This window comes from Rhizobium sp. BK538, from assembly GCF_014197575.1.
In the GTDB taxonomy this organism is placed as follows: Bacteria; Pseudomonadota; Alphaproteobacteria; order Rhizobiales; family Rhizobiaceae; genus Rhizobium.
Genome location: NZ_JACIFT010000004.1, coordinates 268,320 through 285,845, shown reverse-complemented (window position 1 = coordinate 285,845; position 17,526 = coordinate 268,320). Strand labels below are relative to the sequence as shown.

The 17,526-nt window shown below is 60.3% G+C and carries 16 protein-coding genes and 1 pseudogene; 1 reads left to right on the top strand and 16 read right to left on the bottom strand.

Annotated elements, in window-relative coordinates; all coding sequences use genetic code 11:
• Nucleotides 1–153 precede the first annotated feature (153 nt).
• From FHX09_RS29700 to FHX09_RS06950, 16 genes and pseudogenes are all read right to left on the bottom strand, one after another.
• Nucleotides 154–435: pseudogene (locus FHX09_RS29700) on the bottom strand (helix-turn-helix domain-containing protein); the annotation flags it as partial.
• 80 nt (nt 436–515) lie between these two features.
• Nucleotides 516–1,808: an amidohydrolase family protein gene (locus tag FHX09_RS07020; RefSeq protein WP_184449593.1), complete on the bottom strand. Its 1,293-nt coding sequence runs from the start codon at nt 1,806–1,808 to the stop codon at nt 516–518.
• 15 nt (nt 1,809–1,823) lie between these two features.
• Complete coding sequence (locus FHX09_RS07015) at nt 1,824–2,765, bottom strand: ABC transporter permease (protein WP_184449592.1); 942 nt, start codon at nt 2,763–2,765, stop codon at nt 1,824–1,826.
• Nucleotides 2,753–3,811: an ABC transporter permease gene (locus tag FHX09_RS07010; RefSeq protein WP_183723169.1), complete on the bottom strand. Its 1,059-nt coding sequence runs from the start codon at nt 3,809–3,811 to the stop codon at nt 2,753–2,755. The genes FHX09_RS07015 and FHX09_RS07010 overlap by 13 nt, the downstream gene beginning before the upstream one ends.
• Nucleotides 3,801–5,327, bottom strand: coding sequence for an ABC transporter ATP-binding protein (locus tag FHX09_RS07005; protein WP_132593661.1), 1,527 nt, complete (start codon nt 5,325–5,327; stop codon nt 3,801–3,803). Before FHX09_RS07005 ends, FHX09_RS07010 begins: the two co-directional genes overlap by 11 nt.
• Entirely contained in the window at nt 5,324–6,748 is a 1,425-nt protein-coding gene (locus FHX09_RS07000; protein WP_183723173.1) for an amidase, read from the bottom strand. Before FHX09_RS07000 ends, FHX09_RS07005 begins: the two co-directional genes overlap by 4 nt.
• Nucleotides 6,749–6,763: 15 nt before the next feature.
• The gene (locus FHX09_RS06995; protein ID WP_132593657.1) at nt 6,764–7,750 is read right to left on the bottom strand and encodes a BMP family protein; all 987 of its coding nucleotides are present in this window, start codon (nt 7,748–7,750) and stop codon (nt 6,764–6,766) included.
• Between the two features lie 408 nt (nt 7,751–8,158).
• Nucleotides 8,159–9,070 carry an ABC transporter permease gene (locus FHX09_RS06990; protein WP_007801382.1) on the bottom strand — a complete coding sequence of 304 codons (912 nt, stop codon included), beginning with the start codon at nt 9,068–9,070 and terminating at the stop codon, nt 8,159–8,161.
• Nucleotides 9,067–10,167: an ABC transporter permease gene (locus FHX09_RS06985; protein WP_184449590.1), complete on the bottom strand. Its 1,101-nt coding sequence runs from the start codon at nt 10,165–10,167 to the stop codon at nt 9,067–9,069. Before FHX09_RS06985 ends, FHX09_RS06990 begins: the two co-directional genes overlap by 4 nt.
• Complete coding sequence (locus FHX09_RS06980) at nt 10,164–11,687, bottom strand: ABC transporter ATP-binding protein (RefSeq protein WP_132593653.1); 1,524 nt, start codon at nt 11,685–11,687, stop codon at nt 10,164–10,166. Before FHX09_RS06980 ends, FHX09_RS06985 begins: the two co-directional genes overlap by 4 nt.
• 3 nt (nt 11,688–11,690) lie before the next feature.
• Nucleotides 11,691–12,788 (bottom strand): BMP family ABC transporter substrate-binding protein, encoded by a 1,098-nt coding sequence (locus FHX09_RS06975; RefSeq protein WP_132593651.1) that lies wholly within the window; start codon nt 12,786–12,788, stop codon nt 11,691–11,693.
• A gap of 24 nt (nt 12,789–12,812) precedes the next feature.
• Nucleotides 12,813–14,192, bottom strand: coding sequence for an amidohydrolase (locus FHX09_RS06970; protein ID WP_184449588.1), 1,380 nt, complete (start codon nt 14,190–14,192; stop codon nt 12,813–12,815).
• Nucleotide 14,193: 1 nt separating this feature from the next.
• The gene (locus tag FHX09_RS06965; protein WP_007801387.1) at nt 14,194–14,853 is read right to left on the bottom strand and encodes a glutathione S-transferase family protein; all 660 of its coding nucleotides are present in this window, start codon (nt 14,851–14,853) and stop codon (nt 14,194–14,196) included.
• Nucleotides 14,850–15,695 carry an aromatic ring-hydroxylating dioxygenase subunit alpha gene (locus tag FHX09_RS06960; protein ID WP_132593645.1) on the bottom strand — a complete coding sequence of 282 codons (846 nt, stop codon included), beginning with the start codon at nt 15,693–15,695 and terminating at the stop codon, nt 14,850–14,852. Before FHX09_RS06960 ends, FHX09_RS06965 begins: the two co-directional genes overlap by 4 nt.
• A complete protein-coding gene (locus FHX09_RS06955) occupies nt 15,692–16,345 on the bottom strand; it encodes a Rieske 2Fe-2S domain-containing protein (protein ID WP_132593643.1) in 654 nt (217 codons plus the stop codon). The genes FHX09_RS06960 and FHX09_RS06955 overlap by 4 nt, the downstream gene beginning before the upstream one ends.
• 153 nt (nt 16,346–16,498) lie before the next feature.
• Nucleotides 16,499–16,774 carry a hypothetical protein gene (locus tag FHX09_RS06950; RefSeq protein WP_007801390.1) on the bottom strand — a complete coding sequence of 92 codons (276 nt, stop codon included), beginning with the start codon at nt 16,772–16,774 and terminating at the stop codon, nt 16,499–16,501.
• 350 nt (nt 16,775–17,124) lie between these two features.
• Between FHX09_RS06950 and FHX09_RS06945 the strand changes: the two genes are divergently transcribed.
• Nucleotides 17,125–17,406: a hypothetical protein gene (locus tag FHX09_RS06945; protein WP_184449586.1), complete on the top strand. Its 282-nt coding sequence runs from the start codon at nt 17,125–17,127 to the stop codon at nt 17,404–17,406.
• Nucleotides 17,407–17,526 lie beyond the last annotated feature (120 nt).

Genomic DNA, 17,526 nt, shown 5'->3' with positions numbered 1-17,526 from the left:
CACGACGAGGCTCGACAACTTCGCATCGCCCAACAATCCTTGCCATCCGCCACGCCAAGTCTCCAGCTCTTGCCGAAAACCTTCAGGCAGAAACCTCAAAATTCAGAAACACACGCAATCAACGGGATATAGGCGGCGCATTCCGATAGCCTGCGCCAAGGCTGCCCGCTGGCCATCGTTCAATCGTGACTGCGAGCCGGGACCCTTGCCATTGATCAGCCCTTCGGGGCCATGCGCGTTGAAGCGCATGACCCAATCCCGCACGATCTGAAGAGTAACGCTGCCACCCCGCGCCGCATCCGAGCGCGAACCGCCGTCATAGATCAAGGCAAGGGCCAAGAGACGCCGTGCCTAGCCGGCATCCTATGTCTGGCGTGCCAGACGCCGCCAACGCTCCCCGTCAAAATCTCCTCGTAATGAAATCGCTGAACCCATCGCAAACCTCCGGTTTGCACGATCGGTTGAGATTCATCACATTTGGGAAGCCCGTGCGTCAAATTCAGTGAGGAGCCGTATTACCTCTGGATGGGGACGAAGTCGACCCCACCGTCGATCCGTGAGGGCCTGCTATCGAGGAACAGCTCGCCAATGCGTGGCGCGGAGCGGGCAATGACTTTGCCACGTTTGATGACGGCCAAGCGATTAGGCTTCAGACGGAGAGCCTCAAGTGTGTCGGCGGCTTGCAGTACCACGAGATCGGCGTTGCAGCCCTTCTCCAGGCCGTAGCCCTCAAGGCCGAGCGTCTTGGCGGAGTTGACCGTCAGCGCATCGAAGATCCTCTTCCTGTCTTCGATGCTGGCCATCTGGGCGATATGGATCGCCATATGGCCAACTTCGAGCATGTCGCCCGACCCCATGGAATACCAGGGATCCATTACGCAATCATGACCGAACGAAACGTTGAGCCCCGCGTCCATCAGTTCACGCACGCGCGTCATGCCACGACGTTTCGGGTACGTATCGTGCCGGCCCTGCAGCATAATGTTGATCAGTGGGTTGGGAATGATGTTGATCTTTGCTTCCGCCATCAAGGGGATGAGCTTGGAGACATAGTAATTATCCATCGAATGCATCGAAGTCAGGTGCGAGCCGGCAACGCGGTTCTGTAGTCCGAACCGGATCGTTTCTGCTGCCAAGGTCTCGACGTGTCGCGACATCGGATCGTCGGTCTCGTCGCAATGCATATCGACGGGCAGGCCGCGATCGGCTGCTATCCTGCAAAGCGCTTCGACCGAGGCCCTGCCTTCATCCATGGTGCGCTCGAAATGCGGGATGCCGCCGACGATATCGATGCCCATGTCCAGCGCGCGCGTGAGCGAGGCCACCCCGTCCTTTGCACGAAAATAACCGTCCTGAGGGAAGGCGACGAGTTGCAGATCGATGTAGGGTTTGACCTTTTCCTTCACTTCGAGCAGCGCATCGACCGTTACGAGCTTCGGGTCGGAGGTGTCGACATGGCTGCGGATGAACAGCAGCCCTTGCGTCACGGCAAGGTCGCAATAGCGCAGGGCTCGCTCGACGAGCTCCGCCTTCGTCACGATAGGGCGCAACTCTGCCCAAAGCGCGATGCCTTCCAGAAGTGTGCCGGAGACATTCATTCGCGGCAGGCCGAGTGAAAGCGTGGCATCCATATGGAAATGCGGATCGACGAAGGGCGGGCTCACCAGCCGGTTGGTTGCGTCGATCTCCTCTTTCGCCTCGGCCACAATCGAAGCTTCCACGGTAGTGATTTTGCCGTCCTTGATCGCGATATCGATACCTTTGCGCCCATTGGGCAGATTGCCATTGCGAACGATCAGGTCGAACATGAAAGGCTCCTCAAATTATCTTTCGCCGCGGCGGTAGGGTTGCATGAGTGCTTGTGGTACGCGAGCCCGCCTGCTCATGACGGCGAGTGCAACGATGGACAGGATGTAGGGCGTCATCAAGAAAATCTGGTAGGGCACGCCTTGCACCGCTGTTTGTAGGCGCAGTTGGAAGGCGTCGAAAAAGGCAAAGAGCAGTGCTCCGAATAGAGCGCGGCCCGGCCGCCACGACGCAAAGACGACAAGCGCGATGCAGATCCAGCCGCGACCCTGTACCATGGTCGGAAAGAAACTGTTGAAGGCCGAAAGTGTCAGGAAGGCGCCGCCCATGCCCATCAGCGCGCTGCCGGCGATCACGGAGCCATAACGAACCCTCATCGGATTGAGCCCCTGGGCCTCGGCGGCATGCGGATTTTCGCCGGTCATGCGAATCGCAAGCCCGACCGGTGTGCGCATGAGGATATAGGCCATGATGAGCGCCACCAGGATCGCTAGGTAGGTCGGTGCCGTTTGTGTGAACAAGGCAGGGCCGGCGAAGGGCAGGGTCGAAAATCCGGGAATGGCAACTGGCTGGAAGGGCACGATCGTCGGCGGCGTTCCCGCGACGGGAACGATCAGCCGGAAGATATAGTAGCTGAAGCTCGATGCGAAAAGCGTCACGCCTAGGCCCGAGACATGCTGAGACAATCCCAGCGTCACCGTCAATGCCGAATGCAGGAGGCCGAAGATGCCACCGGCAAGCGCCGCAATCAGAAGTCCCGTCCACAGATCGGCGCCGTGATAGACTGAAAGCCAACCGATCATCGCGCCGAACGTCATGATGCCTTCGATGCCGAGATTGAGAACGCCTGCCCGCTCGCACAGAAGCGCCCCGAGCGTGCCGAAGATCAGCGGCGTGGCGATGCGCAACACGGCGGCCCACAGGCCGGCGGAAGCGATGATGTCGATCAGTGTGCCCATCGGCGGATCCTGTATTGCGTGAAAAACAACGCGATCAGCATGGTCAGCAGCGACAAGGCAACCGTGACATCTGCGATATAGGTGGGAATGCCGAGGCTGCGGCTCATGCCGTCGGCGCCAACGAACATCGTTGCAGTGAAGATTGCCGCGAGCACGACACCAAGCGGATTAAGGTTAGCAAGCATGGCGACGACAATGCCGGCGTAGCCGAAGCCCGGTGACAGGTCCGTCGTGACATAGCCCTTGACGCCCATCACCTCGATTGCACCAGCAAGGCCTGCCAGCCCGCCTGAGAGGCAGGCGACTTTTACGAGCGTCGCTGCGAGTTGAACGCCGGCAAAGGCAGCGCCCGAAGGATTGAGCCCGGCTGCCCGCGATTGCATGCCGAAGACCGTGCGCGATTGGATGAAATAGACGATCGCAGCAAGCGCCACCGCAATTGCAAAGCCGATATGAAGGCGCGAGCGGGCAATCAGCTTCGGTAGCATGGCGTGATCGACAACGCCTTGAGATTGCGGCCAGCCGAACGCCATGGGATCCTTCAGTACACCATCGATCAGCATGGAGACGAATAGCACGGCGATGAAATTGAGGATGAGGCTTGTGACGACTTCGTCGACGGAAAAGCGAAGCCGCAACCAGAGCGGAACAAGGATCAGTATCATTCCGGCGATGGCGCCGATGATCAATAACAGCGGGATCAGGATCAGGGCAGGCAGGCTGCCGAGCATTTTCGAGCCGCAAGCTGCGACTGCGACCGCGCCGAAATAAAATTGCCCCTCGGCGCCGATATTCCAGACGCGGGCGCGAAAGGCGACTGCCGCTGCCAGTCCCGTCAGGATCAGTGGTGTTGCGCGGGTCAGCGTTTCCGTGGCTGAAAGTCGCGAGCCGAAGGCGCCCAGCAAGATGCGCCGGTAGGCTTCGAAGACCGGCGCACCTGCAATGGCGATCAGGATGCCTGCCAATACCAGGGCCGCCACGATCGCAAGCAGGGGGGCAAGGACCATCATATAGAGCGGGCGGTATTCGCGCGGTTCAAATCGCATGCTCGGCCCCGCTCTCGTCTTTCCATTCCCCAGACATCATAAGCCCCAAAAGGCGTGCATTTGTCTGATCCGCGTTGATCGGTGCCGAAAGGCGACCGCCAACAATCGCCTGTATGCGATCGGCCAAGGCAATGACTTCATCCAGGTCCTCCGAAATCAACAGCACGGCGGTACCCTGGCGGCGCGCTTCCAGGATACGGCTGTGAACTGCGGCAACAGCCCCCTCATCAAGCCCTCGCGCCGGCTGGGCGGCGATCAGGATGCGCGGGGGCTCGTAAAGATTGCGACCGAGGATCAGCTTCTGCATGTTGCCGCCGGACAGAAGCCGGGTACGGCTGGCGGGATTTCCTCCGCGCACATCGAACGTGTCGATGATCTGCTGTGCAAAGGCCATGCCGGCCTTGCGGTCGACCAGTCCGCTTTTCGAAAAGGATGACAGACGCTCCAGAATGGCGTTTTCCCAGATCGCCATCTCGCCGATTGCTCCGTCCCGGTTGCGGTCCTCGGGAATGCGCCCGATGCCAGCGCCGACGATGGCGGCTACATCCAGATCGTCCATGGGCTTGCCGAACAGCAGCAGCTCGCCTGCCGAATGAGATAGGGTGCCGGAGAGGATTTTACCCAATGCCGCCTGACCGTTGCCCGATACGCCGATGATACCAAGAACCTCGCCCGCGTGCAGGTGGAAGCTCACTCTTTTCAGTCGCTCGACACCACCAATCTTCACTGTGAGGTCGCGTGCCTCCAGCGCAATCTCGCCCGGTACGTTCGCTTCGCGGGTAGGCCGCGTCACACGATGGCCAACCATGAGTTCCGCAAGCTCGGCCTTGCTGGTCTGTGATGCTTGTCGCTCGGCTGCAACTTTCCCGCCACGCAGGACAACGATACGGTCAGCGGTCGCCATGACCTCATCGAGCTTGTGGGAGATGAAGATCAATGACAGGCCTTGTGCGGCCATCTGTTTCAGCGTCGAGAAGAGCGTTTCGGTTTCAATCTGTGTGAGAACGGCGGTCGGCTCGTCGAGGATCAGGATGCGTGCATCGGTATAGAGTGCCTTGAGGATTTCCACGCGCTGTTGCTCGCCAACCGAGAGGTCGCCGAGGCGTGCGTCGGGATCGACTTTAAGGCCGAAACGCTCGGCGATTGCCAACAGCTTCTTACGGGCCGTATTCGTCTGCGATCGGAGCGACCAGAGCGTCTGCGTGCCGGTCATTACGTTTTCAAGAACGGTCAAATTGGGGGCGAGGGAAAAATGCTGGTGGACCATGCCGACGCCGGCCCGGATCGCGGCGCGGGGCTTGCCCTGCGGCAGCTCCACATTGTCGATGAGTATGCGGCCGGTATCGGGCACATAGTGGCCAAAGAGAATGCTCATCAGCGTCGTCTTGCCGGCGCCATTCTCGCCGAGCAAGGCGACGATTTCGCCCCTCGCCAAGGTCAGCGAAATATTGTCGTTGGCAACGGTGCGGCCGAACCGTTTGCTGACGCCGTCGATCATGAGGACGAGTGTGTTCATGCGACAAGCCCTGCGATCGGGTAGCGGTGCTGCCAACGGCCATCCGCTTCAAGATTTGCCGCAAGCGACAACAAGAGCGCCTCCTTGCCCATTGGCGCCATGATCTGGACTGGCAAGGGCAGGTTGTCGGCGTCCGTGCCGAAGGGAAGGGTTATGGCCGGAAAGCCCGAAACATTGGCCAGCGATGCCAAGGGAGCGAAAGTTGCCATGCGCTCGAGATGCAGATCGGTATCGAAGTGATTTGTCGGGAAGGAGCCAATCGGTGGTGGAGCCGCCGACAGCATGGGCATGACAATGACATCGACCGTGTCGAAGGCCTCCCACAAGACGCGACTTGCCTGTACCGCACCATTGAGGGAGTTCCAAAGAGCCGTTGCCGGCATGGCGCGTCCACGCGTGACGAAAGCCTGCGTCATTGCTTCGGCTGCCACAATATCCAGTTCGAGGCCGTTTACCAAGCCGGCGATATTGACAGAAACAATGTCGCCGAACGCTCGAGTGCTGGCTGTTACTGCTTCCTGGAATTGAACCCAGCCGAGTGCGATGAGCCGATGTCGCTGCCTTTCAAGATGCTTCGCAGCCGCTTCCACGGCCTGCAGCCGATCGTTTGCGATCGGATAGCGATCGCCCGCATCTGTCAGCAGACCGATCCGAAGGGGGGCGGCTTGCGCGTCGGGTTGTGGAATGTCGGCGAACGGTCCCCTCGCGTTGCCGGAGACGGCGTCGAAAATCCGGGCCGTGTCGCGCACGGAACGTGTGACGGCGAGTTCGCTGGCAATGCCGCCGAGATGATTGCCGAAGGAGGGGCCGGCAGGTACAGCGCCGCGGGTCGGTTTCAGGCCGACCAGACCACAACATGCGGCTGGCACACGGATCGAGCCGCCCGCGTCCGTCGCATGTGCGATCGCAACGATGCCGGCGGCGGTGGCTGCTGCCGCGCCGCCGGAGGAGCCGCCCGCAGTGCGGGTCGGATCCAATGGATTGCGACAGATCGGACCTATCGCCGGCTCGCAAGCGAGCGAAAGGCCGAATTCCGGGCTGGTGCTCAATCCGAACGGGCAGAGACCGGCGCTGCGAAATCGGCTGGCAAGATCGCTGTCTACACCTTTGCCTTTACGCCTGAACAGACGTGACCCGGCCGCCACCGGCAGTCCCGCAAAGGGACCACCGAGATCCTTGGCAATCGTCGGCACGCCGGCGAACCGCCGCGTTGCAAAGTGCTCCGGTTGTTCCAGCGCTTCCCGGTCCATGGCCTGCGCGGCGCGGCGTCCCATTTCGGGATCGAGATAGGCTATGGCGCCGATGGCTTCATACGTCGCACAAGCGGCAAGGGATGCCTGCATGGCATCCATGCAGGCAAGCTTGCCGGATTTGATGGCGCCGGCCAGCTCTGTGGCATCGGCGGATAACGGGCTGCTCATGACAGAGCCGATTGGCTACTTCGGTTGATCTGTAATCTTCGGTACTTCGAAGGCGCCTGCTTTGATATCGGCGCGAACCTTCTCCATAGCGGCTTCGGCTTCCGCGGGCGCAACACCCTTGCTGTAGACGATGTCGCTTCCGCCTTCCTTCATTAGGCCATAGGCCGTGTAGTTGCGGCCAACCGGTTTGCCGGCGACGACATTGGCGATCGCTGCGTCGAGAATGGGACGGAAGTACCACATGGCATTGGCAAAGACCGTATCGGGATAGCGCGGCGTGTAATCGATGAGTGATCCCACGGATTTGATATTGCGCTCCTTGGCAGCGTCGGCAGTGCCGATGCGCTCACCGAAGAGAACGTCGGCACCGGCATCGATCTGTGCGAGGCCCGCCTCGCGCGCCTTCGGCGGATCGAAGAAGGTGCCGATGAAAGAGACCAGATGCTTGCAGTCCGGGTTGACCGCCTTCACGCCTGCGGCGAAGGCATTGATCAGCATATTGACTTCGGGGATCGGAATGGCGCCAACGGAGCCGACGATATTGGACTTGGTCATCTTGCCCGCCAGCATGCCGGCGAGATAGGCGCCGTCATAATTCCAAGTGCCGAAGACGCCAAAATTGCTGCCCGCTGCTTCGCCGCTGGATCCAAGAACGAAGGCTGTGTCCGGATAGTCGGCCGCAACTTGGCGTGCTTCCTTTTCCACGGCATAGGCCTCGCCTATAATGAGCTTGTTGCCCTGTTCGGCATATTCGCGCATCGCGCGCGGATAGTCCGTGCCCGAGACGCCTTCGGAAAAGACGTACTCTATGAGACCTTCCTTGGCCGCGTCCTGAAGCGCCTTATGAAGACAGGAGTTCCAGGCGTTTTCGACCGGGGATGCGTGAATGCCAGCGACTTTGAGTGGTGCCGCGGCGCGCGCAACCGATGCGAAAGCGCTGACACCGAGCGCAAGGCCGGAAGCAATGACTGCTCGGCGTGACAATATGATTTCATTGGACATTTTGCGTTCCCCTGGTTTTTGATCATTTGGTAAAAACCATAGGAGGAGGCCAAAAAAGTGTCAAGTAATCGATGTGCTCAAATTATATGCTGTCGCTCGGCGGTTATTGAGCATGTGCCTGCTTCGGTTAGGTTCGGCATCTAAGGATGAGATTTCGCGCGACCGGATCCTCAAATCGGCTGCAATCGCGCCAACAGGATCCATGCACTCTTTGGATGTTATACGTCGGCTTCGGTAGTTCACCCTTGTTGCCGTCGGTCACGAACGCCAACGATGCCGCTGCCCCGATCGAGTGGCACCGGCTGAAAGTAGGATCGACGCTTCGCGGCAAATCAAGGAACGGTGGCAGGCTGTCCTCGCGCCGAGCAGTCCCGCTAGGGCTGGAATGCGATCCGCTTTGCGTTTTGCCTAACGTTCGAAGGGTTCGCCGAGCGAGGCGACGCCGTTCAGCTTCAGCAGGCGACGATCTGCCGAAATGATGCCGAGCACGATGATGGTGACGAGATAGGGCAGGCTCGCCAACAGCTGCGATGGAACATTCAGCCCCGTCGCCTGGGCCGCCAGGCTCATGAGTGATACGGCCCCAAAGAGGCATGCTCCGAGGAAAATCCGACCGGTAAGCCAGGTTCCGAAGACGACGAGTGCGATAGCGATCCAGCCACGTCCGGCGATCATCCCGTCAGCCCAGAGCGGGGTGTAGACAATTGCCGCATAGGCGCCAGCAAAGCCGGCCATCGCGCCGCCAAAGGCGACGGCAGCAAATCGAACGGCGATGACGTGATAGCCAATGGCGTGGGCGGCCTTGGGATTTTCACCGACGGCGCGCACAACGAGGCCGATCTTCGAATAGGCAAACATCGCCCAGATGGTGACTGTTGCTGCAATCGACAGCCACACGACGATGTCCTGAACGAAGAGCCCGCCGACAATTGGAATGTCCGACAGCCCAGGGATTGAGAGTTTCGGGAGCCCTTTGACCGTCAGGCTCTCATAGGTCTTTCCGAACAGCGCGGAGAGACCCTGGCCAAGGATGCCGATCGCCAGACCCGTTGCCACCTGGTTGGCGCGAAAGCCAAGAGTGATGGCCGCGAAGATCAGGGCGAGGACAGCGCTGCCAAGTCCCGCAGCCACGAACCCCAGAAAATGCCCTCCACCGTGATAGACGACGATGAACGCGAGCGCTGCCCCGAGAGCCATCAGTCCTTCCACGCCAAGGTTGAGGACCCCGGCACGCTCGACCACCAACTCGCCGAGCGCGGCCAGGAGAAACGGCGTCGCAGCCGCCAGCATGCCGGCAAGAATGAACTCGATGGCGTTCATGGCTGACCCCGATAGGCGGCCCGCCGCCACTCGAAACGATACCGAACGAAGGCGATGGCAACCAGATAGGCGAGCAGGAGACTGCCCTGGAAAACACGCACAGCAGCGATCGGCAGGTTTGCCGACACCATGGCGTTGTCGCCGCCGATATAGAGCGCGGCCATGAACAAGGCGGAGACGACAATGCCGATCGGATGCAGGCCGCCGAGGTAGGCAACGATGATGGCGGAATAGCCGTAGCCGGTCGAGATCGATCGTTGCAGCTGCCCTAGGGGGCCCGCGACCTCGGCTGCGCCGGCAAGGCCGGCTGCGCAGCCGCCGATCAACAGGGATAACCATATTGCTCGGCTCTCCTTGAACCCGGCATAGCCGGCGGCGCGCGGCGCCAGGCCGCCGACCTGGAGCTTGTATCCGGCAAAGCTCTTCTGCATGAAGACCCAGGCAGCCAATGAAAGGGCGATGGCGATCAAGAGGGAAACATTGACGCGCGTCCCGGAAACCAGGATCGGCACCATCGCGTCATACTGGAACATCACGGATTGAGGGAAGTTGAAGCCGTTTGGGTCCTTCCAGGGTCCCAGAAGCAGGTAATTCAGAAGCTGCGCGGCGACGAGACTGAGCATCAGCGAAACGAGGATCTCGTTTGCATTGAGCCTCACGCGCCAGAATGCCGTCAAAGAAGCCCACAAGGCACCGCCGAGCACGCCGAGGATCAGCATCAGCGGCCATATCCACTGCCCGGTTGCCTCAGGAAACCAGATGGGGATTGCGGAGGCGAAAATGGCGCCCAGAATGAACTGGCCCTCGGCGCCGATGTTGAAGACCTTGGCGCGAAAGCCGATCGCCAGACCCTGGGCGATGAGCAGAAGTGGGCCGGCTTTCAACAGCACTTCCGAAAACGACGCCCAGGAGAGGAACGGTTCGAGAAGCATTGCATAAAACACATCGACCGGATTGCGGCCCATCAGCACGTAGAGGCCGAGATTGAGCACGGTGGTCACCGACAAGGCGATGAAGGGTGCAGCCAAGGTTGCCGCAAGCGAAGCGCGCTCCCGGCGGACAAGCGTGGGCAAAAAGGTAGCGGACAGGGCGCTCATGCGATGACTTTCTCGGCGGCGGGCCGTGCGCCGATCATGTAGCGGCCAATGTCCTCGGGCCGGGTATCGCGCGTTACGAGCGGCGGGCTCAGCGTGCCGTGGTACAGAACCTGGATGAAGTCACAGAGCTCGAAGAGCTCCTCAAGTTCCTCGGAAATGACGAGAATGGCCGTACCCTCGTTGCGCAATGCGACCAGTCGCCGGCGCACGGCGGAGGCGGCACCGATATCGACGCCCCAGGTCGGTTGCGCGACGAAGAGCAGCTTGGGCGCCAGCATGATTTCCCGACCGACGATGAACTTCTGCAGATTGCCGCCCGAAAGGGCACCCGCTTCGGCATCCGGGCCGAGAGTGCGGACATCGTACTGGCGAATGCAATCACTGGTGAAGGCGGTTGCCTTCTCCTTGTCGATCAAACCGTGCCGCAAGAGGTTCAAAGGGTGAGCCGTCAGCAAGCTGTTGAGAACGAGCGACATTTCAGGGACCGCACCGCGCCCCAGCCGATCCTCCGGAACGAATGCAAATCCGAGCTGGCGCCGGGCAGCTGCATCGAGCCTGCCCACGTCCTGCCCCATCATATAGATTCTGTCGCGCTGTTCTTTCGGTAGAACGGCCTCGCCGGAGATCAGCGAGGCGAGCTCGCTCTGCCCGTTGCCCGAGACGCCCGCAATGCCGATGATCTCGCCGGCACGCACCGTAAGCGTGATGTCGGACAGGGGCACGGCGAAGGGATCGTCGGGGCGATGGTCCAGGCCAATGATCTCAAGTCGCTTCTCGCCGCCAGACAGCGGCACCGCTGGCATCGGTTCGGGCATGTCGCGACCGATCATCATCCGGGCAAGATCATGGGCGTCGTGTTCGCGCGGATCGACATGTCCGGTGACACGCCCGCCGCGCAGGATCGTCGCCCTGTCGCAGATGGCGCGGATTTCCTCGAGTTTGTGCGAAATGAAGAGGATCGACACGCCGCCGTCGCGCAGCCGGCGCAAGGTATCGAAGAGCTTTTCGACCAACTGTGGAGGTAAAACGGACGTGGGCTCGTCGAGGATCAGCAGCCGTGGATTGGTCATCAGGCTGCGGATGATCTCCACGCGCTGCCGCTCGCCCACGGAAAGTACGTGCACATGGGCGAGTGGATCGACCTGAAGGCCGAAGTCACGGCCCAACGCGCGGATGCGTTGTATGAGGTCGGCTTTCTTGCCTGCAACGACCAGCTGAATGTTTTCCACGACAGTCAGCGTCTCGAACAGCGAAAAGTGCTGGAAGACCATGCCGATCCCCTTGCGCCTTGCCTCTGCAGGCGAGGCGAAGGTCAAAGGCTCGCCCTCCCAGACAACGGTTCCGCTGTCTGGCTGCTCGACGCCGTAGATCATCTTCATCAGCGTCGATTTGCCGGCCCCGTTTTCCCCGAGAACTGCATGGATCGACCGCGGTGCTACGTCCAGATCGATGCCCTGGTTGGCATGAATCTGGCCATAGCTCTTCGAGATGCCGCGAAGCGATAGGAGTGGGGCCGTCATGGCTTACTTCGGCAGAGGCGTGGTCACGCCCTTGACGTGCCAATCCATGGCGACGATTTCGGCCTCCGTCATGGTTTTGCCGGAGGCCACGCCTTCGCTGCCGTCGGCCTTGGTGATCGGCCCGGTGAAAGGCGAAAGGCTTCCATCGGCGATCTTTGTCTCTGCGGCCTTGATCTTGGTCATCGTATCGGCCGGGATCGAGGGGCTCCAGTCAACGACCTCGACAACCTTGTCCCCGACACCAAGGAAGGTATTGGCGCCCTTGAATGTGCCGGCGAGATGAGCATCGACTGAGGCCTTGAAGAAGGGCGACCAGTCGGTCGAAACGCATCCGAGGTAGGTCTTCGGGGCGTAGCTCTTCATCGACGAGTTGAGGTTGAAGGAATAGACGCCGGCTTCCTCACATGCCGAAATAACAGAAGGTGTGTCCTGCGCATTGGAGAAGATCACGTCACATTTTTGTGCGATCAGGGCCTTGGCCGCTTCCTGCTCCTTGGCCGGGTCGAACCAGGAGTTCACCCAGACGACGGAAACCTCGATATCGGGGTTTACTGCCTGAGCACCCAGCGTGAACGCGTTGATGGAGGTGATCAACTCGGGGATGGCGAAGGCGGAAACCGAACCGAGCTTGCCGGTCTTGGAAAGCGCAGCAGCAGCCATGCCGAGCAGATAGGTTCCTTGGAAATACTTGGCCGCGAAGGGTGAGAAGTTGGGAGCCACCTGGAAGCCCGATGCATGCAGTACGGTGACCTGAGGATTGCGACGAGCGATCTGCAAGGCACCGTTCTGATATCCGAAGGAGCCTGCGATCAGGAATTTGTTCCCGTCTGCGACCGTCTTGTTCATGATCCGGTCGGCATCCGGGCCCTCCGGAATATTCTCAACGACAGTCACCTTGACCTTGTCGCCATAGGCGGCCTTGATCGGCTCAAGGCCGGCAGCAAGCGCGTGCCCCCAGCCCACGTCGCCGATCGGCGAAGGGACGACAAGCGTGATGCCGAGCGGTTCATCGGCTGCCAGCGCCGAACGACCTCCAAAGGCACCGGCGAGGCCGACAGCTGCTGCTCCCTGCATCAATGTTCTGCGAGTGATCTGTGTCATGGTTTGGTTCCCCTTTTTGGTGTTCTAGAATTCCACGGTTGCGAGAGCTGCTTCGGCCTCGGCAAACAGCCGAGCTTCATCAAGGCCCACGAATTCGCCTTTCTCCCAGACGATGCGGCCGTTGATCATCGTCAGATCCGCCGGCATACCGATGCCGACCTTGGCAATCAGGCTCAGCGGATCGTGTCGTGTTCCGACGTAGTCCATCCGCCGGGTGTCGATAGCAAAGAGGTCAGCGGCCATACCTGGCGCAAGTCGGCCAATGTCGCGACGGCCGAGCAGGGCAGCCCCGCCAGTTGTTGCGTAACCGAGGAAATCGACCGGAGGCGGAACGGGATGCTGGCGCGTTGATGCGGTCAGGCACTGCAGCATGTAGGCAGAGTGCACGCAATGCATCAGGTTTGAATTGTCGTTCGAGGCTGCTCCGTCGCAACCGAGTCCGACGCGCATGCCGAATGCCGCCATGGCGGGGATATCGGTCACCTCGGCACCGACCAGATAGACCGGCTCAGGGCAATGCGAGACGCCGGTGCCGCTTGTTGCCATCTTGCGAAGTTCGTCGTGCGTCAACTCCCAGCAATGGGCGTAGAAGGCATCCGGACCGGCAAAGCCGAGTTCCGCGCAATAATCGACGGTGCGCATTCCATGGCGGGCCGCGATGACCGCACTTTCGCCCTCGCCAACATGCGTATGCATCTGGACGCCGCGATCGCGTGCCAATGCGACCGACTCGACGAACGTCTCACGGTAGCAATTGACCGGCTGGCAGGGTGCCACCACCACCTGGCGCATGCTGAAGGGGCTGGCGTCGTGGTAGGTGTCGATCAGGCGTGCGCAATCACCAATGAACTCGTCCGTCGTCTCCAGCATGGCATCCGGAATGGTCGAGCCTTCGGACTTTGGCAAGGTGTTGCCGCCACGACCGGCATGGAAACGCATGCCCAGGAGATCTGCTGCCTCGAACTGACGGTCGATCAGCCGCTTGCCGGCATGCCGTGGGAAGCAATACTGGTGATCGAAGGCCGTGGTACAGCCATGCTTGATCATCTCGGCCATCGCGGTCACCGAGGAATGATAGAAGCAATCCTCGTTCAGCCGCGAAAAGATCGGATAGATGCGGTCAAGCCACTCGATGACGGAAAGCTTTGTCCAATCGAGATCTGCGCGGTTGCGCACGAAGCACTGGAAGAAGTGATGGTGCGTATTGACGAGCCCTGGATAGACGAACCAGCCCGTGGCGTCTTGAACCGTGGTGCCGAACGGCAGTTCGCTCTGGTCGAGATTTTCGCCGATGGCCTTTATCGCCGGGCCAGTCGTCAGAATATCGACATTGCGATGGACCGTCGGCCCCCTGTTGTCGTTGACGATGACGGCTGCACAGTTCTTTAAGAGGTAGCCGGCCATCTTATTCCTCGCCCGGTGCGATCTGTGGCTCGGGCTTCAACTCGTGCAGCCGGTGTATGCCTGGCATCTCGATGAACGCGTCGAGCGCGCGTACGGCACGGGACCAGAGGCGTATCGCGGGATAGGGATCGAGCGAAACGCCACCGTCCGGCGCGAGCGCGACATAGGGAAAGCAGGCGATGTCGGCCACTGTCGGGCGATCTGATGCGAGGAACCGCTTGCCGCACAGGCTCTGTTCGACGAGCCCCGCTTCCAGTTCGCGCAGCGCCGCGATGCCCTGCGCCTGAAGCGTCGCGATATTTCCCGGGCGTCGCAACATCTCATGAAGACGTGCGCCACCAAGGCTCGCGGTCAGCCGATGCGAGAAGGAAAGCCACTGCTGCACTCGGGCGGCTTCGTCGGCTGTTGCGCCACCCAACCATTCAGGCGCGCTTTTTGCGGCGAGATAAACCAGCATCGCCGATGATTCTGTCAGAAGAAGATTACCGTCTTCCAGGATCGGGATGGAGCCGGCAGGGTTGAGCGCCATGAGTTCGGGGCCGCGGTGCTCGCCGCCCGGATGAAAATCCACCGGTCTGATATCGAGCTTAACGCCTGTGAGTGCCGCCATCAGGCGCACTTTGTAGCAACTGGGAGAAAGGATGTAGTCGTAGAGCTTCATTGCGCCACCAGCTGCGCGCCATAGGTGTAGTTGTGCCGTTTCAGCCAGCGTCGATACGCGACCGACGTCAGGTCGGCACGTGTGGGAATCTCCATCCCGGGATCGAGCGGTAGAAGACGCGGGATCTGGTTTTCCAGGATCGATCGGTCCTGCAGGAAGATCGTCTGCTGAAAGTGAATGAGGTCGGTCATCGACGTGTCGTCGTCAAACAGTGCCATCCACGGCCAAACGTCGCATAGATCTTCTGCCAACGGTTGCACAAAGAGGGTGATGACATCCCACTCGCTGGGGCGGGGCGGGCAGGTCTTGTAGAGCACCGAGCAGGTCGGGGCTGGCACACGATACATGTATTCCGTAGTGATGCCGCCGCTTGCCGACTTCGCTGCCTGCGGCTGATAGAACTTCACCTGGGTTGCCCAAACCTCGTCTTCGACGTCCCGGATTTCGACCTTGTAGTTCTGAACCTCCGTGTGCGGCTCTGCGCCAAGGATATCCGTGTGCACGAACGGGAAATGCGCAATGTCGAGAAAGTTCTCGACCGCGCGAAGCGGTGAGCAGCGCACCCGCACGACGCCGACATCGACAAACCGGCGACCCGGCTGGTCGGCCTCGGGGATGGCGAAGAGCTCCTTCTGGGGAGCGCCAAGAGACGACCAAACGTGTCCGTAGCGAACGCGGACAGGCAACTCGCGCCCCGTGTGAGACGTCACCTTTGCATTTCCGTCGGCTGCGATCGAGACCTCGATCGGTTCGCCCATCAAGGCGGTTTTGTATGCACTCTTGCTTAGTTGGCTGAAGAGGGCGACGGGGTACCACTCGTTGAGCATAGCTCCCTGTGTCATGCGCTGATCCCTTTCGCCTGGAGACCCTCGGCTTTCCGGCGCAAGGCTTCCGCGGCGCGTGACGCTAGGATGCGGTTCAAGGGAGTAGCATTGCCCTCGATAAAGACATGAACGAGCGTCTGATCAGGCTCCTGTTCGACGAGCAAAAAACCGATCTCTTTCGAATGAAGCGACTGGCGAAGAAAGCCGTTGGCATTCTTCTTTGTGCCGGCCGCAGCCTCGATAGCAGCAATGCCGGCCTGAGCTGTCAACGAGCGTAGGGGAACGAAGCCGTCAAATCGTGGCGGTTGATCCGTGGGTTCTCCAACGGCCACCCAGATCACCCCGTCGGCTTCCTCGATCTGTTGTGTTGCGACGCGGATCGTTTCCGGCGGCGTAAGGCCGGGATGCGCCGGAATACGCAGACAGTTTCCGGCCTGTGCGTAACTCCAGCCATGATAGATGCAGGACAGAGCCTCGCCGCGGACAAAGCCATGTGAGAGACGCATGCCACGATGAGGACAGCGATCTGCCGAAGCTGCAGGGCGCCCCGAATCACTTCTCCAGAGGGCGATCGATCCGGCTGACGTGCGCGCCGGCATTACCGTTCCTGACGGCAAATCCGCGGAAAGGGCGACTGGCGTCCAAATGCCCGTCGTATCGGATTGCATAGCTAAACTTTCTTAGCATTATCAATATATTGCCTGCGTCAGGCACGACGCCAAGATCCCTGGCTTGTTGCAGGCGACCATCACGTTTGCATAATAATTTCGCATTGGCAACGCTGATTAAATAAGGGGCAGTGGAAAATCGAACGGTCGTCGCTATCCCTGATTTTCGTCGTTCACGACCGGCGTGCGGAGTATCGTTTCCACCCAGACATCAATGGGCCCGAGCGAGCACCCCATCTCCATCATATCGATCAATTCCACCGGCCCGGCGACTTCCAGTTCGACCCGATTGGCACTGGTGTGAGATATGGCCTGCGACAGGCCAAGCTTTGCCGCGTGACGGCGAATCCAGGGAATGAAGGAAGCGGCCTCAAGGTCGCCGACGATCGTTATCCGTTCCTGCAGGTGGCTTTGATGCTGTTCCATCATGAAAGTCTCGCGCTGGCGCCTCGATGACAGCATAGCGTCTAAATGAGCTTTCGAAAGCCAAACGATACGCTTGCGTACAGGCGGCGGTTCGCATCGAAACGAAGGTTCGCCCTGCCGAATTTCCTCGCGTTCACCTGCTTCTGGAGGCGGCCAGCCATCGATGGCGGCGGTCTCGCCGGTGACCGCGGTTTTTTGACATGCGCCGGCTGCATGAAAGCCATGCCTTGTCTCGACGCGCCTCGGTGTCCATTTAAGGGTGAGGCGATCCTCGCCTTACATGCCCGCCAATGAGAAAGATTATGTAGCGGCTGCAAGGCCGCTTGGCGGCTATGTGCGTTTGGGAGCTCTCGATGCAGGAACCTGGCAAGACACTTGACGAAATGACGCTGCACGAACGATCGAACATTATGTCGATGGTCGCGGAAGCGCTGGAAGAGACTGCAGGACAGGCACAAGAAATTGGTGACATCCGCTATGCCGCCAATTCGAGCTGTCTTGCGCACACGATCCGCGGACTTGTCAGCGATCTCTCGCCACGTGAGCTGAGGGCGGCGACCATTCTCCTGGAACAAGGGATCTCGCTCGTTGCTTCCTTCGAGAACCGGATGCGCGGTGGAAGCACCCTGCAATAGTCGTGAGGCTAAGTCGCACGCCGGTTTGTCCGCTACCGTCTCGTCTCGAGTGTGCACCGTCCAAGTGAACCACACAAAAGTGCGTTCTTTCTCGGCGAGAAATTGTGGCCGGCTCGACCG